Source organism: Nakamurella sp. GG22 (assembly GCF_052976845.2).
On sequence record NZ_JBRIIO020000008.1, the window covers coordinates 107228 to 122758 of the forward strand.

Consider the following 15531-nt stretch of genomic DNA (forward strand, 5'->3'; position numbering starts at 1 on the left):
CGTCAGCCCTGTGCGGCTTCTGCCCGGTCGGCGTTCGCGTTGATCGCATCCCGCAGCCAGCCGGCGAGCCCCGGCGCCACGTCGTTGTAGGTCTTGGCGAAACGTTCGTCGGCGACGTACATCTCGCCCAGTCCGCGGTGCATCGGGTAACCGCAGTCGTAGAACCTCTGGATCGATGCCCGGTGTTCCTCGGCCAGCGCCATGGCCTGCTCGCTGTCGGCCGCTGCACCGGAGGTCATCGCCTCCGCCAACCTGCGGTTGAGGTCGTCACCGGCCTGCTTGATCTCGATCCACTGCTGCTTGCTGAAGGTGGCGGTCCGCGCCTGGGATTGGGCCCAGGCGTCCGTGTCACCCCAACGCTGCTCCGCCTCCTTCTCGTAGTCCTCGCTGTAGGTGGGCCCGAAGATCTCGAATTTCTCTTCGGGCGTCAGCTGGATACCCATGGTGAATGCCTCCATTTCTCTCTCGACCGCCGAGACCATCGACTGCAGCCTGCTGATCCGGTTGTTGAGCAACTCACGCTGCCGCGCGAGATGCGCGGACGCGTCTGCGCCGGGATCGCTGAGAATGGTCGCGATGTCATCCAGGGAGAAGCCGAGTTCGCGGTAGAACAGGATGTGCTGCAGCCGTTGCAGATCACCGTCGGAATAGCGCCGGTAACCGGCTCCGCTGCGATCCTCCGGCTCCAGCAGCCCGATCTGGCCGTAATGGTGCAACGTCCGGACCGTCACACCTGCCAGGTCGGCGACCTGCCCGACCGAATAACTCATGCCTGCTCCCTGGTTGGATGTCCGGACCGGTTGGCCGGACATCACGAGAATGCAGCCTGACGTTACGTCAGGGTCAAGACGTTTCAGGAGTGAGGTCGTAGACCGTCATCCCGCCGACCGTGGTCGCGGTGAAATTGGCCTCGACCCAGGATGCGATATCCGAGCCGGAACCCGAGCCCGGTCCGCCCGGGCCGCCGCCGAATCCGCCGCTGATGAAATAGCCGATGTCCCCGTCGGCGACGTACTGCTGGAACTGCTGCAGCGTGGGTGAGGGGTCGCTGCCGGTGAAACCGCCGATCGCCATGATCGCCCGATCGGTACCGAGGATGAGCCCGGCAGCCGACTGCGCGCCGGTGGTGGCCGCCGCCCACCGGCTGTCCGTGGCCTCGAGCAGGGCGACCAGATCGCTGCTGACGGTGGTCGCGCCGCCGCCCGGCATCCCGGCCGGCAACTGTGTTCCGGCCGGCAACTGGGTTCCGGAGGGCAGCTGCGTTCCGGAGGGCAGCTGTGTTCCGTCCGGCAGCTGGCCACCGTTCGGCAGTGTGAGGTCCTCGGGCAGCTCACTGCCGCCCGGGAATTGTCCGGTTCCACGGCCGCCGCCGAAGCCACCCATGCCGCCCATCGCAGAGCCGCTCGGACCGGATGTGGGGATCGAACCCGAGTGCGGGGTCGCCGCCGTCCCGACGGTGTAGGCGGCAGTGCCGCTGACCGCGGTCAGCGACCCGACGAGGAGTCCGATGACGGCCAGCCGGCGAAGCCGGGCGAACGACGCCACCAGCAGTCCGGCACCGATGAGGGATCCGACCAGGACGAGCCAGCGCAGCCACGGCAGCCATTCCGGATCGCGACCGAGCAGGACGAACGACCAGATACCGGTGGCGGCGATCATCGCCGCCAGCACCGCGCGGCCGAACACCGAGCCGCGGGCACGCCAGAGTTCCCGTCCGGAGCTCGCCACGACTGCTGCGATCGCCGGTGCCAGGGCGACCGCGTAGTAGGGGTGGATGGTGCCCTCCATGAACGAGAACACGCCGGCGGTGACCAGCAGCGTCCCGCCCCACAGGATGAGGGACGCCCGGATGCGGTCGGTCCGCGGGAACCGGCGGGTGAACCAGAGCCCGGCGACAAGACCGATCAGAGCCGCTGGGATCAACCACGAGATCTCCGTGCCGAACGCCGAGCCGAACATCCGGCCGATGCCGGTCGACCCGCCGAAGCCGCTGTTGCCGCCCATTGCGCCGACGGTTCCGGCGCCGCCTGCGGCACCCGCGGGAACGGCATCGCCGGGAGCAGCACCGCCTGCAGGGCCACCGCCCGAGTTGCCGAAGATCCGGCCCAGGCCGTTGTAGCCGATCGCCAGTTCCCACAGCGAGTTCGTCTCACTGCCCCCGATGTACGGGCGGGCGTCGGCCGGCCAGATCGCGACCAGCGCCACGTACCACCCGGCCGACACGACCACGGCCCCCGCCGCGGCGAGCAGATGCCAGATCCTGGTCCACAGGCCGGAACGGCCGGCGACCAGGTACGCGACGCCGAACGCCGGGAGCACCAACAGGCCTTGCATCATCTTTGTCAGGAAGGCGAAACCCACGGCAGCACCGGCCAGCAGCAGCCAGCGCAGTGCTGTGCGGCCGGCTGGTGCCTCGATGGCCCGCACGACACAGTAGGCGGCCACGGTCAGCAGCAGGACGAGCAGCGCATCCGGATTGTTGAACCGGAACATCAGCGCTGCAACGGGTGTCAGGGCCAGGAGCGCACCGGCCACGAGTCCCGCGGCGGGCCCGGACCACCGTTTGACCGTTGCGTACAGCACGGCCACCGTGCCGACGCCCATCAAGGCCTGCGGCAGCAGCATCGCGAAGGAAGAGAAGCCGAGGACGCGGGTGAAGAGCACCATCACCCACAGCGAACCGGGCGGTTTGTCGACGGTGATCGCATTCCCGGAGTCCAGGGAGCCGAAAAGCCAGGCCTTCCACGATTCGGTACCGGCCTTGACGGCAGCGGCGTAGTACTCGTTGGCGTACCCGGAGGCCGACAGGTTCCAGAGGTAGAGCACGGCGGTGCCCGCCAGCAGTGCCCACAGGGCGGGTCGGGCCCACCTGGGCTCGTCCGGCGGACCGAACACGATCCGTCGCCACCTGCTGGTCGGCGTCCCGCCGCCGGAAGTCCGGGGAGTCGGCGGGCCCGGCGGGATCGGCGGCGGGGCAGCGGAAGCCGCCGGGGCGGGGGCGGTCGCCGGCAGGGCGGGATCGGTCAGCACTTCGTTCATCGAGATCGTTCCTTCGGTAGCTGGTGGCGTCATGGCGGGGGAGTGGGTGCTGTTCATCGGGCGACCGCAGCGCGCCGGAAGACCCAGCCCCGCAGCAGGAGGAACCTCACCGTGGTGGCGACCAGGTTGGCCGCGACGAGGACCCCGATCTCCAGCAGGCTGCCGGGGTCCGGATCGGAAAGGTGGAGCAGCGCAAGCGATCCGCTGGTGATGGCCAGGCCCAACAGGAAGATTCCGAAGCCCTGGAACTGATGTCGCACGGCACCGGCCCGGCCCCTGATGCCGAATGTGACGCGACGGTTGGCGGCGGTGTTGCCGATCGCCGTCAACGCCAGGGCGAGGAGGTTGGCCACCTGCGCGCCGGCGAACGAGCGCAGCATCAGGTAGAGCACGAGGTACGCCAGCGTGCTCAGCACGCCGATGGCCGCGAATCTGACCACCTGCCGGGTCATTCCCGTTGGGACCCCGGGTGTCTCGGCATCCAAGGGTGCCCTGCCCAGCTGGCGCCGGACCTGGGTCAGTGGCAGCGAACCGGTCGCGAGGGCCCTGGCCACCCGCGCGACGCCGAGCAGATCCTGCCGTGCGGTGCTGACGATGTCGACCCTGGAATCAGGGTCGTCGACCCAGTCCACCGGAACCTCGTGGATACGCAGATCACTGCGTTCGGCCAGGATCAGCAGTTCGGTGTCGAAGAACCACCCGGTGTCCTCGACGAGCGGCAGCAGTTGCGCGGCAACAGGTCCGCGGATTGCCTTGAATCCGCATTGGGCGTCCGAGAACCGGGCGGCCAGTGTGCCACGCAGGATCAGGTTGTAGCAGCGCGAGATGAACTCGCGTTTAGGCCCGCGGACCACCCTGGATCCGCGATGCAGTCGGGTGCCGATGGCCAGATCCGAGTGGCCGCTGATCAGCGGGGCGACGAGCGGCAGCAGGGCGGCCAGATCGGTGGACAGGTCGACGTCCATGTACGCGAGAACCCCTGCGTCGGAGTCGGTCCAGACGTGCTTGAGGGCCCGCCCCCGGCCCTTTTCGGTCAGATGGATGCTGCGCACCGTGGGCATCTCGACGGCGAGCTGATCGGCGATCGCGGCCGTGCCGTCGGTGGAGGCGTTGTCGGCGATGGTGATCCGGAAACTGAACGGCAACTCCGCGGACAGGTACTCGTGCAGCCGCAGCACCGCCGGGCGAAGGTCCTTCTCCTCGTTGTGGACGGGGATCGCTACGTCCAGGGCAACCGTTGTCGGCCGGCTCCCGGGCAGGAGTCCGTCGGGCGATGCACCGGAAGTGCCATCGGTCAGGGTGTGCGCGCTCATGATCAGCACGCTGCGCCACGGGACTGTGCCTGCCGCAGGCCGTTGCTGTGACCGCCCTGTGCGGCAGCGGGAACCAGCCGCTAGCCCTTGCGCCAGCACCCCGCGTGGGCCACCGCGCGGAAGCCGACGGCCTCGTTCACGTCCAGCATGTGCCGGTTCTCCTCGGCATTGAACGTCGAGATCTGCGGCGGCAGTGGATCGAACTCGTTGAGCGTCAACAGGTTCGCTGCCTTCAACAGCATGCCGAGGCGGTGGCCGCGGTGTCCATGGAGGACCAGCGTGTCGCCCTGGTGCGCGAGTCGGCTCCGGTCCTCGGGCACCGTCAGGTCGCTGAACCCGACCAGCCGGCCCGTCGCGCGATGCTCGACGGCGACGGTCAGCAACGTGCGCCCGCTGTCCCGAGCGGAGGACTCGAGTTCTTCGAGGCGTTCCGGGGTCCACTTCTCCTCGTCGATGACGAGACCGGCAGCGGGTGCGTCGGTGGACATCCTGGCGTGCAGGGTCACCATGTCGGCCACCCGCTCGGCCGGCGTCCGACCTGTCCAGCTGAGCAGCGCGTACTGCTCGCCGACGGCCGCGGTGATGTCGGCGGACAGCTGCCGCAGGTGGGCCGTGTCGACCGGCAGCGGAAGGAAGCTCACCCGTTCCACCTGTTCGAGCCGATAGCCGCGACGGAGCAGGAACCGCACCCCGCTGTCCTCGGTCGACAGGTCACCGAAGCCGGTCGGGGCGGCGACCCGGTCGCCACCGGGAAGGGGCTGGTGCAGGGCCTCCACCTGCAGGATCGGCCGTCCCGACCGCGCCGCGATCGACTCGACGTGCTCGAAGAGTGCCGACCCGATACCGCGCCGGCGGAAGCCGGGAAGTACCTCGGCGGCCATCCATGAAGATACCGCGCCCGGCGCGCTCGACCAGTCGATGACCGACCTGCCCACGATGTGGCCGTCCACCCGCGCGACGAAGATGCGCTTCGGCTCGAAGGCGGTCCGGTAGGCGGGGAGCAGTTCGGTGGGCGTCACGGCGAGTGCATCGGTGCCGAGGGTCGAGGTCTCGATGGCGTTCCGGACGTGCACCATCTCGATGAAAGCGGCTGCTGCCGGCTCGCCCAGGGTGGCGGGCACCGTCAACTCTTCGATGTCGAACGTCGTTGCCAGCATTGCGCTGCTCCCCGCAGTTCGGACGGGCCGGTCGCCCGCATCCGACGATCACAGCGCAGGTGACACCCGTAGGGCAACGGGATTTGCGGCGTGCGGCACCACGGTGCCGGCTCAGTGACGGCGGTGATCCACCCGGGCGGCGCGATGCCCGAACCGCGGCTTGCGGAAGCCGCTGGCCTCGATCAACCGAACGACGCGGTACCGGTGACCCCGCCACGGTTCGAGCAGTTCGAGCATGCCGTCGTCGTCCGTCCGGCGGCCCGCCAACGCCCAGCCGACCAGTGCGGACAGGTGGAAATCGCCGACGCTGACGGTGTCGGGATCGCCGTGCGCGCGTTGGACGATCTCGGCGGCCGTCCAGATCCCGATGCCGGGCACCGTCCGCAGCGCCGAGATCACCGCCGGGCCGCCGCGGCCGCGCTGCACCGTCCGCTCGAGGCCGGCGGCCACCCTGGCCGCCGCGCCGACCGTCGCCGCCCGACCCGGGTCAACGCCCGCGAGATGCCATTCCCAGGAAGGAATCCGCCCCCATTCGGCCGCCGACGGCGGGACCCGCATGCCGTCCGGCGCGGGCCCGGGTGGTACCGAGCCGAAACGGGACACCAACTGGCGGAACGACTGTCGTGCGTCCGCGCCGACCACCCGCTGCTCCAGGACAGCGGGAACGAGGGACTCGAACACCAGGCCGGTACGCGGAACGTGCAGTCCCGGGACCATCCGCCGGGTGCGGTCCAGCAAGGGGTGGCCGCTGCAATCGAGTTCCGACCAGTCGTCGCCGTCGCCCAGCATCGACGGGAGCTGGGAGATCGCCCACTCCACACCGTCGCCCCAGGCGGTGGCCTGGATCCCCGCGTGTGCGGCGAGGTGCATCGTCATCGGCCCGAGCGGGGTCAGTCCGGTCCGCCAGACGCCGGTGCCGTCCACCCGCATCGTGGGATCACCACTGCCGCGGCGCAACGGGGCAAGGGTGCGTCGCAGGTCGACCGGGTACGGCGGGTTCCACCCAGTGCTGACCGGCCCGGCCGCGGGCCGGGTTTCCGCATCGGTCACCTATCCAGCTTGCCAGGGGTAGGACGGTGACCGTTCCGGACAGCCGAGTGCTCGCGCCGACTGAAGGCTGTCAGGCTTCGGCCAGATCGATCCGCCTTCACCACCAGTAGTTGTCCTGCGCGACGTAGGGCTGTTCCAGTGCGGCGACCTCGTCCTCGCTCAGGTTCACGTCGAGGGCCGCCACCGCGTGCTGCAGATGATGCGGTTTGGTCGCGCCGACGATCGGGCAGGAGACCGCCGGTTTTGACAGCACCCACGCGAGCGCGATCTGCGCCATCGGGACGCCTCGAGCTTCGGCGATCTTCTGGATCGCATCGACGACCGGCTGGTCCACGTCCCGGTCGAAGGCTTTGGCCACCGCGTCGGCCGACGACCGGGCGGTTTGCTCACCCCACGGCCTGGCCGCCCGGCCCTTCGCCAGCGGTGAGTACGGGGTCAGCCCGACCCCCTGGTCGAGGCACAGCGGGATCATGTCGCGCTCCTCTTCCCGGCGCAGGACGTTGTACTGGTCCTCCATCGCCGAGAAGGTCGCCCAGCCGTTCGACCGGGCGGCGTACTGGATCTTGGCGAATTGCCATGCCCACATCGACGAGGCGCCCAGGTACCGCACTTTCCCGGCCCTGACCACGTCGTCCAGTGCCTGCATGGTCTCGTCGACCGGCACCTGGTCATCGAACCGGTGGATGTAATAGACATCGACGTAGTCCGTGTCCAAGCGCCGCAAGGACGCATCCAACTGTTCCAGGATTGCCTTCCGGGAAAGCCCGCTGCCGCCGGGTCCGTCGTGCATCTTGCCCCAGACCTTGGTGGCCACGACGATGTCCTCGCGTCGGGACTACTTCTTGATGGCGCGCCCGACGAACTCCTCGGACGTGCCGGCCTGGTAGCCGTTGGCGGTGTCCCAGAAGGTGACACCGAGTTCGACCGCCTGCTGGAAGAACGGCGCGGCGGCGTCCTCGTCCAAGGTCCATCCGTGAAGTCCGGTCGCGGCCTTCCCATAACTCATGCAGCCCAGGCCGATCCGGCTCACCCGCAAACCGGATTGACCCAGACGCGAGTACTCCATGACAAACCTCCCACGCCGGTGCCCTGACCTGAGCTGCCGCCGATGTCATCCGGCAACAACGTCGACCCAGTGTAGATATCCGCCCCCCATTTGGCATGGTGCATTGCGGATCATCGCGGGCGTTGATCCGACTCTTGCCCGCAACCCATGATTCTGCTCGGGCCGAACCTCAGCGGGCGGGATCGGGCCCGAGCTTCGCGACCAGTCGGCCGACGCCATCGGCGACCGCCGTGGAGGACTGCTGCGTGCGCTCGGCTATCTGCCGGTTGGTCAGGCCCTCGCCGATGAGGTCGAGCATGGTGGTCTCCTGGCCGGTGAGAGGGGCTGTGTCCGTTGACGATTCGCTCCGTGCACGGAGGTGGTTAATCAGTGCGGCCGTCGCCCGGCCGTCCAGCATGGAGCGGCCGGCACCGACGGCACGGACGGCGTCCACCAGTTCCATTCCCTTGACGTCCTTGTGCAGGAAGCCCGCGGCGCCGGCCAGCAGTGCCTCGGTCATGGCCGGCTCATCGGTATAGGACGTCAGCATCAGGCAGTGCAGGTCCGGCATCAGCGTGAGCAGTTCACGGCACAGCCCGATCCCGTCGCCGTCCGGGAGTCGCACGTCGAGCACCGCGACGTCAGGGGCCGCCGCCGGTATCAGCGCCAGCGCTTCGGCCACCGACGCCGCCTGCCCGACCACCGTGATGTCCGGCTCCTCGTCGAGCAATTCGGTGACCTGCCGGCGGACGGCGGGGTGGTCGTCGACCACGAAGACGCGCAGTGTGGGTGTGGTCCGCGGCCTGGGTTCCCGGACCGAAGGAGGCAACGTCAGGACGACTGTGGTGCCCATGCCGACCGCGCTGCCGATCGTCAGTCGCCCGGACTCGGCGCGGGCGCGGTTCCGCATCGCCAGCAGGCCGAGATGCCCTGCCCCGGCGTCCAACTGCGCGGATCCGACGCCGTCGTCGGTCACGGCGATGGTGACGGCATCTTCGCCGTCGGTGAGCCGGATCGTGACGGTTCCGGCGGCGGCGTGCTTGCGCACGTTCACCAGTGCCTCCCGCACGATGCGGTACGCCGCCGCCTTGGTCGCCGGCGCCAGGGTGACGTGGGTGTCCCCGAGCACGGTCGCGGTGGTGCGGGTGCCGGTGAACATGCCGTCCGCCAGGTTTCGTACTGCGACACCGAGGCCGTTCTCGAAGTCCGGCGCGGTGACAGCGACGATCAGTGTGCGGAGTTTCTCGACGGCCGTCTCCAGCGTCGCGATGATGTCCTCGCCCTGCTCGGGATCGCTGAATCCATCCTGCGTCCTCATCAGGTCCAGACGCATCATCGCCGAGATGATGATCTGCATCGGCTCGTCGTGGATGGCCTCGGCGAGCATGGATCGCTCGCGCGACTCGGTCTCCGCCAGGTGATCGAGCAGTCGGCGCTGGTCGTCCTCGGCCCGCGCCCGCGCCCGCCGCTCCGCGATGGCGGATCCCATGCTGTCCGCCAGCACCTGGACGAGGTCGGCGTCGGCTTGTTCGAATCGATCGTCGAGGTCGGAACGGACGACGGAGAACAATCCCAGAGCGGTTCCGTCATGCCGGACGGGGGCAATGATGCTCTGTTCCGGCAAGTAGCCGGCATCGTCGGGGAACTCGCTCAGATAGGCGGGCCATTTCCCGTCATCGCCGATCGTGGAGATCATCTGCGAGCCGATGATCACCGCCTTCCGGATCTCGGATCCGGGTTCGATCGAGCGCGTCGACCGTCGGACCCCGGCGGCGAACTGCTCCTGGACTCTTTGATCGTGGTGAGCCACGACATCCCGTTCGATGGCCCGGCGGTCCGGTGTCAGGATGCGGAGAACGGCGCCCGACCGGAGCGCAACGCCCGCCAGTTCCACGATCATCGGGAAGACATCCGTTGCGCCGCCGCCGGACTCGGCCAGCGCGCCACTGGCCCTGCGGAGTAACGCCGCCCGTTCGTCGGCGGCCTGCCTGCGTGCCCGCTCGGCCTTTTCCCGCCCGATCACGGAATCGCTGACGTCCACGTGGGTGGCCATGGCATGCAGCAACCGGCCCTGGGTATCCACGACCGCACGCTGGTTGCTCTGCAGGTGGCGGACCTCCCCTGTCCTTCCGTGCCGTATCCGGTAGGAGGTCACGCATCGGCCGCCCTCGGCGCGCACAGCCGCCCACGCGCCCAGGGTATCGGCCCTGTCCGACGGCAGTATCAGTCCGGCGATCGCGGTGGCCGGATCGCCTGTCCCGCCGGTGGCACCGGCGTTCGCGCGGGCGGTGTCGATTCCGCACATGTCCAGCAGTTGCCGGTCCCATTGCCACCCGATCTGCCGGTCGTAGCGGGCCGTTCCGATCCGGCTGAGGCCGTGCAGGTACTCCAGCTCGAACTGGTGGAACCGCTGGTCGGTGACGTCCTCGCTGACCGACAGCACGCCGATGACGCTTCCGTCGTCGCCCAGGACGGGTCCGATGCGGATGCGGAAGTCGTGGCCGCGGACCGGGCTGGTGTAATCCAGGTCGACCGAAACCCGCTCCAGCGCAGCCAGATAGTGCCGCTCGAGGATCTGCCAGGCGCCCGCCGGGATCACGTCTCCCAGCAGCGCCCCGGGCAGACTGTCGGGGTCGAGGCCGTTCGCGCGGAGTGGATCGCCGATCGCCAGGACGATGCGGAGCTCTGTGTCGGCCATCAGGAACGCCTGGTGCGGAACGCTCTCGACGAGGCGCCGGTAGCGCAACTCGCTATCGGCGAGGGTCCGGTCCCCTGCGGTGGGATCCGTGGCGGCCGACGCGGTGGCGAGGCGTCCGATCGGGCTGTCCGAATCGGCGCCCCCGTTGCCGTCAGACATGCGGCCACGGTACGCGTCCCCGCCGCGGTGCCGGTGATGACCGGAAACCCTGACAGCCCAACGGTTTCAGCGCCTCGCGCACCCGCGGTCAGACGAATTCTCCGGTCACCACCCGGGCGGTGGCCCTCATGCACAACGGCCCAGTTCAGGTCACTGTCCGCCGCGGACCGATGCCCCCGATCGGACCTGCGAAGTATGTGCGGAGTCGGCCGTTGGGCCGCCGCGGGGTAGCCGGACGGTGAACGTCGTCTCGCCGGGTCGGCTCGCCACCGACACCGTGCCGCCGTGCGCGCCGACGACGGCCGCCACGATGGCAAGGCCGAGACCGGTCGATCCGGCCGCTCTCGACCGTGATGAATCGCCCCGCACGAAGCGGTTGAAGATCTCCGGCTGGAGGTCGGCCGGGATACCCGGACCGTTGTCGGTCACCGTCACGACAGAGAAATCGGGCTCCGTTCGCAGGCCGCTCCACACCGTCGTGCCGGGTGGTGTGTGGGTGCGTGCGTTGGCCAGCAGATTTGCCAGCACCTGATGCAGCCGGGCCGCATCGCCGAAGGTGGTAACCGGCTCCTCGGGCAGATTCATCTGCCAGCGGTGGTCGGGCCCGGCCACCCGGGCGTCGGAGACGGCGTCGACGACCACGAGTGTCAGGTCGACCTCCTCGTTCGACAGTGGTCGTCCGGAATCGAGGCGGGCGAGCAGCAGCAGGTCGTCGACGAGCGTCGTCATCCGCTCGGATTCGGATTCGACCCGGCGCAACGCGTGTGCGACCCCGACAGTGTCGTCCTCCTCCCGGCGCGCGAGTTCGGCGTAACCGCGAATGGCGGCGAGTGGGGTTCGCAGCTCGTGCGACGCGTCGGCGACGAATTGCCTGACCCGCATCTCGGACGCCTGCCGGGCGACCAGCGCACCGGAGACGTGGCCCAGCATCTGGTTCAGCGCGGCGCCGACCTGGCCGATCTCGGTCCGGGTGTCGGTATCCCGCTCCGGAACCCGCACCCCGAGGTCCACCTCGCCGCGATCCAGCGGCAGGGTGGAGACCTGCCGGGCGGTGGCCACCACCCTGTCGAGCGGGCGCAGGGCGTGCCGGACGATGAGGAAGACGACGAGAACACCGAGCAGCAGGGCGATTCCGGTGACGATCGCCATGATGATGCCCAGTTGCACGATGGATGCCTGCACGGATGCCAGTGGCACGCCGCTCACCACGACCGAGCCGTTGGGCAGCGGGCTCGCCACCGCGCGGTAGTCGCCCACGCCGTCGATGGTGACGGTGTGTGCGGTGCCGTCGGTCGGCAACGAGGCGATGGCCGCTTCCGACGACGCAGGCACTGCGGCGCAGTTGGGGGTGTTCTGATCGGTCAGCGTCAGGATGCCGGCCGAAACCACCTCGTCGTCGAAGACGAGAGCGGACAGGCCGCCCAGTGTCTGCCCGGGTCCGAACCTTCCAGCCCCGCCATCGCAGTCGAACACGTTGCCCGGCAACGGGACGTCGTCCCGCGAACGCTCGGGACCGATGGCGAATCTACTGACTTGCCGTGCCTGGTTGTCCACCTGCGCGACAAGGTAACGGCTGAGGAAGATCTCGGTGGAGACGGCGACCACACCGCAGACGACGGTGATCAGGACGACGATGCCGACGGTCAGTTGGGTGCGAAGGGTCAGCGGGCGGCGGGTGCGGCGCTTCTCCGTTGCTGCCTGCGGTGCGGCATCACGGCGCTGGCTTGAGGACATAACCGAAGCCCCTCATGGTGTGGATCATCGGTTCGCGGCCGGCGTCGATCTTCTTGCGCAGGTACGAGATGTACAACTCGACGATATTGGCCTGGCCGCCGAAATCGTAATTCCACACACGGTCGAGGATCTGTGCCTTGGACAGCACCCGTTTCGGGTTGCGCATCAGGAATCGCAACAATTCGAATTCGGTTGCGGTGAGGGTGATCTGGTCGTCACCGCGGCGGACCTCACGGGAATCTTCGTCCAGCACCAGGTCGCCGACCACGATGGTGGCCGAATCGGTGGTCAACGCAAGGGAGGAGCGGCGCAACAGCGCGCGCAGTCGCAGCACCAGTTCCTCGATCGAGAACGGCTTTGTCACGTAGTCGTCGCCACCGGCAGTGAGCCCGGCGATCCGGTCGCTCACGTCGTCCTTCGCGGTCAGGAACAGCACCGGCATCCGCTCGATATCGGCCCGGAGCCGGCGGAGCACCTCGAGACCGTCGACGTCGGGGAGCATCACATCGAGCACGACGAGGTCCGGTTTGAACTCGCGGGCGGCCGCGATGGCGGACATCCCGTCGGCGGCGGTCCGGACCTGCCAGCCCTCGTAGCGCAGCGCCAGACCGACGAGTTCGGACAGTGTGGGTTCGTCGTCGACGACGAGAACCCGGATCGGCCGGCCGTCGGGTCCGCGGAGTGCGGCACGGTCCACGGGTGCTCCCGCGCTGGAGAGGGGGCTGCTGATGCTCATGGTGACCGATACTCGGCGCCGGCAGTGTGCCCCGTCTAGGTCTGAGCTGTGTGCTTGCTGTGCGCCCTGCGCTACCTGGGGTGATCGGCGGCGCTCCGTGAATTCAGGACTCAGGTCGCGAAGACCTGACCGCCGCTGACCGTGACGGGGACCTCGGCGAGCGGCTGCAGAGCAGGGGGGTTCTCCACTGCTCCGGTCTGCACGTTGAACTTGGATCCGTGGCACGGGCAGCCACCGTTCGCCGCCACGGTGCAGCCCTGGTGGGTGCAGATCGCGGTGTGGGCAACGACGGAGCCGTTCGCGGCGGCCAGCAACAACGGCCCCGACGGTCCCTCGACGACGACCGATCCGGCTGATTCGACGTCCGCGACGGTCGCCAGGGACTTGCCGGCCGGAGTCGACTCGGCGGCGGAGGATGACGCCGCGGTCGACGACTCGGCGGGAGAGGACTCGGCGGTCGAGGACTCTGCGGTCGAGGATGCTGCGGTCGAGGATCCTGGGGCGGATGACGAAGCGGTCGACGATGCTGCGGCGGACGAGCTGCCCGCGGCGGAGGTCGCCGCCGGCGTCGAGCTGTCCGTCGCCGCCGAATTGGAACCGCAGGCGGCCGCGGCGGCCAGGACGGCGGTTCCCGAGGCGGCGAGGACGGTGCGGCGGGGCAGCGTGCGTGGCTCTGGGGTCACGGGTGGATCCTCCGGGTGGCTTCGGTCGTCGCGCCGACACAGGCGCGACCGACCGGGGCGGACTTGCGGACACTTCCACTCGGATACTCGTTGTAACACCTCGAGATGGTTCGAATCGACGGCCGGAGTTTACGTATTCGTCATCCCGGGCGTGGAATCCGCCCGGCTCCCCGGCCGGTGCAGGGGTCTGCCGGCGGCGGGTCCGATCGGGCCGGAGCGTCGCCGGTCATGCACAGTGGGCGGATGAATGGGCGGACGAAACTGAAGATCCTGGCCGGCTGCCTGGCCGGGGTGACCACGACCGCGGTGGCCGGCGGGCTCGCCACCGACCCCGACGGGCCGTACTACCGGACGCTCGAGAAGCCGTCCTGGCAGCCGCCACCCCCCGTCTACGGCATCGTCTGGACGCCCCTGTACGTCGATGTCGCGCTGTCCGCCGGGCACGCGATCGCCCGGCTCGGGGACGAGCACCGGGTGCGGGAGCAACGCTCGTTGATCGCGGCCCTCGGCATCAACCTGGCCCTGAATGCCGGGTGGTCGTGGCTGTTCTTCCGCTTCCGCCGGCCATGGGTGGCGGCGGCCGAGTGCGCGGTGTTGACCGCGAGTTCGGCCGATCTCGTCCGCCGGGTGGGCGCCGCGGATCGCCGCGCCGGCATCGCGCTGGCGCCGTACCCGGCGTGGTGCGGCTTCGCCACCGCGCTCACCGTGGCCATCGCCCGCCGGAACCCGCTGTCCGCGATCAGGAAACGGCTCGGCTGAAAACACTCCCGAGTCGGCTGCACGCAGCCGACTCGGGGTAGCCGTACTCCGCGCGACGGTTGACGGCGAAACGGGTTATCGTGCGAAGAGAAGTGTGGCGCCCGTCACCCAGCGGGTGCCGCGCCGATCGTCCCACTGTGATCACCGCGTCCCTGGAGGCGTGCCGATGCCTCGGTCCAGCGAACCGCGCGTTCGCTCCGTTGTGGTGCACGGGCACCGGCGGGCCTTCGTGGTGGCCGGTCGCGGCCCAGCCCTCCTCCTGCTGCACGGCCTGGGCTGCGACCACACCACGTGGAACCCGGTACTGCACCGGCTGGCCCGACGGTTCACCGTCGTCGCCCCGGATCTGCTCGGGCACGGAGCCTCTGCCAAGCCGCGGGCGGATTACACGCTGGGCGGGTACGCCAACGGTATGCGAGACCTGTTGGCACTGCTGGAGATCGAACGGGCCACGGTGGTCGGCCACAGTTTCGGCGGCGGGGTCGCCATGCAGTTCGCCTACCAGTACCCGCAGTACACCGAACGGCTGATGCTGATCGCGCCCGGCGGGCTGGGCCGGGGTGTCAGCCCCGTGCTGCGTGGACTGACGCTGCCCGGAGCCGGCACGGCTCTTGCGGTCGCCGCCTCCCCGCCGGTGTTCGCGGTGGCCCGGTTCCTGGGCACCCGGGCGCACGCTGCGGGGCTGCCGGGTACCGCGGACCTGCCGGGTGCGCTGTCCGTGCTGGCCGGCAAGCACGATGCGCAGGAGCGGGCGGCGTTCCTGCACGTCCTGCGGGCGGTCGTCGACTGGCGCGGCCAGGTGGTGACGATGGCCGATCGTGCCTATCTGGCGTCGAACATGCCGACCTGCGTCATGTGGGGCGAACGGGACAGCGTCCTGCCGGTCCGGCACGCCGAACTGGCCAGGGCTGTCATTCCCGACGCCCGCATCGACATCGTGCCGGGAGCCGGGCATTTCCCGCATGAGGAGTTCCCGGACCGATTCGTCACGCTGCTGACCGACTTCATCCGCCGCACGGATCCTTCGGTGTATGACGTGCAACGGTGGCGGGGTCTGATCCGGCACGGCCGGACCCGGCCGATGCTGGTGTCCGGCGTGGCCCCGGCCGCCGCGGCGCTGGCCTGACGTCCCGGGCCGCTGTCCGACGGGTGCATGCC

11 protein-coding genes and 2 pseudogenes are annotated in these 15531 nt (G+C 69.3%); 2 read left to right on the forward strand and 11 right to left on the reverse strand.

Going from position 1 to position 15531, the window contains the following annotated elements; all coding sequences use genetic code 11:
- Positions 1–2: 2 nt before the first annotated feature.
- From ACVBEQ_RS11070 to ACVBEQ_RS11120, 11 genes and pseudogenes are all read right to left on the reverse strand, one after another.
- Positions 3–770, reverse strand: coding sequence for a MerR family transcriptional regulator (locus ACVBEQ_RS11070; protein ID WP_447153182.1), 768 nt, complete (start codon positions 768–770; stop codon positions 3–5).
- A gap of 73 nt (positions 771–843) precedes the next feature.
- Positions 844–3039, reverse strand: a complete 2196-nt coding sequence (locus tag ACVBEQ_RS11075; RefSeq protein WP_447153183.1) for an ArnT family glycosyltransferase — start codon at positions 3037–3039, stop codon at positions 844–846.
- A 53-nt stretch (positions 3040–3092) separates the two neighbouring features.
- Positions 3093–4352, reverse strand: coding sequence for a bifunctional glycosyltransferase family 2/GtrA family protein (locus ACVBEQ_RS11080; RefSeq protein WP_447153184.1), 1260 nt, complete (start codon positions 4350–4352; stop codon positions 3093–3095).
- Positions 4353–4432: 80 nt separating this feature from the next.
- On the reverse strand, positions 4433–5509 hold the full coding sequence (locus ACVBEQ_RS11085; RefSeq protein ID WP_447153185.1) for a GNAT family N-acetyltransferase: 1077 nt from the start codon (positions 5507–5509) through the stop codon (positions 4433–4435).
- A gap of 111 nt (positions 5510–5620) precedes the next feature.
- A complete protein-coding gene (locus ACVBEQ_RS11090) occupies positions 5621–6559 on the reverse strand; it encodes a DNA-3-methyladenine glycosylase family protein (RefSeq protein WP_447153186.1) in 939 nt (312 codons plus the stop codon).
- A gap of 97 nt (positions 6560–6656) precedes the next feature.
- A pseudogene (locus ACVBEQ_RS11095) lies at positions 6657–7625 on the reverse strand (aldo/keto reductase).
- A 169-nt stretch (positions 7626–7794) separates the two neighbouring features.
- Entirely contained in the window at positions 7795–8388 is a 594-nt protein-coding gene (locus tag ACVBEQ_RS11100) for a response regulator (protein ID WP_447153267.1), read from the reverse strand.
- 48 nt (positions 8389–8436) lie between these two features.
- Positions 8437–10461, reverse strand: a pseudogene (locus ACVBEQ_RS11105) (PAS domain-containing sensor histidine kinase); the annotation flags it as partial.
- A 150-nt stretch (positions 10462–10611) separates the two neighbouring features.
- Positions 10612–12195: a sensor histidine kinase gene (locus tag ACVBEQ_RS11110; RefSeq protein WP_447153187.1), complete on the reverse strand. Its 1584-nt coding sequence runs from the start codon at positions 12193–12195 to the stop codon at positions 10612–10614.
- On the reverse strand, positions 12173–12931 hold the full coding sequence (locus tag ACVBEQ_RS11115; RefSeq protein WP_447153188.1) for a response regulator transcription factor: 759 nt from the start codon (positions 12929–12931) through the stop codon (positions 12173–12175). The genes ACVBEQ_RS11110 and ACVBEQ_RS11115 overlap by 23 nt, the downstream gene beginning before the upstream one ends.
- Positions 12932–13041: 110 nt before the next feature.
- On the reverse strand, positions 13042–13614 hold the full coding sequence (locus tag ACVBEQ_RS11120) for a Rieske (2Fe-2S) protein (protein ID WP_447153189.1): 573 nt from the start codon (positions 13612–13614) through the stop codon (positions 13042–13044).
- A 243-nt stretch (positions 13615–13857) separates the two neighbouring features.
- Between ACVBEQ_RS11120 and ACVBEQ_RS11125 the strand changes: the two genes are divergently transcribed.
- Together ACVBEQ_RS11125 and ACVBEQ_RS11130 are read left to right on the forward strand one after the other, a co-directional pair.
- Positions 13858–14373: a TspO/MBR family protein gene (locus ACVBEQ_RS11125; protein ID WP_447153190.1), complete on the forward strand. Its 516-nt coding sequence runs from the start codon at positions 13858–13860 to the stop codon at positions 14371–14373.
- Positions 14374–14539: 166 nt separating this feature from the next.
- Positions 14540–15499, forward strand: a complete 960-nt coding sequence (locus ACVBEQ_RS11130) for an alpha/beta fold hydrolase (protein ID WP_447153191.1) — start codon at positions 14540–14542, stop codon at positions 15497–15499.
- Positions 15500–15531 lie beyond the last annotated feature (32 nt).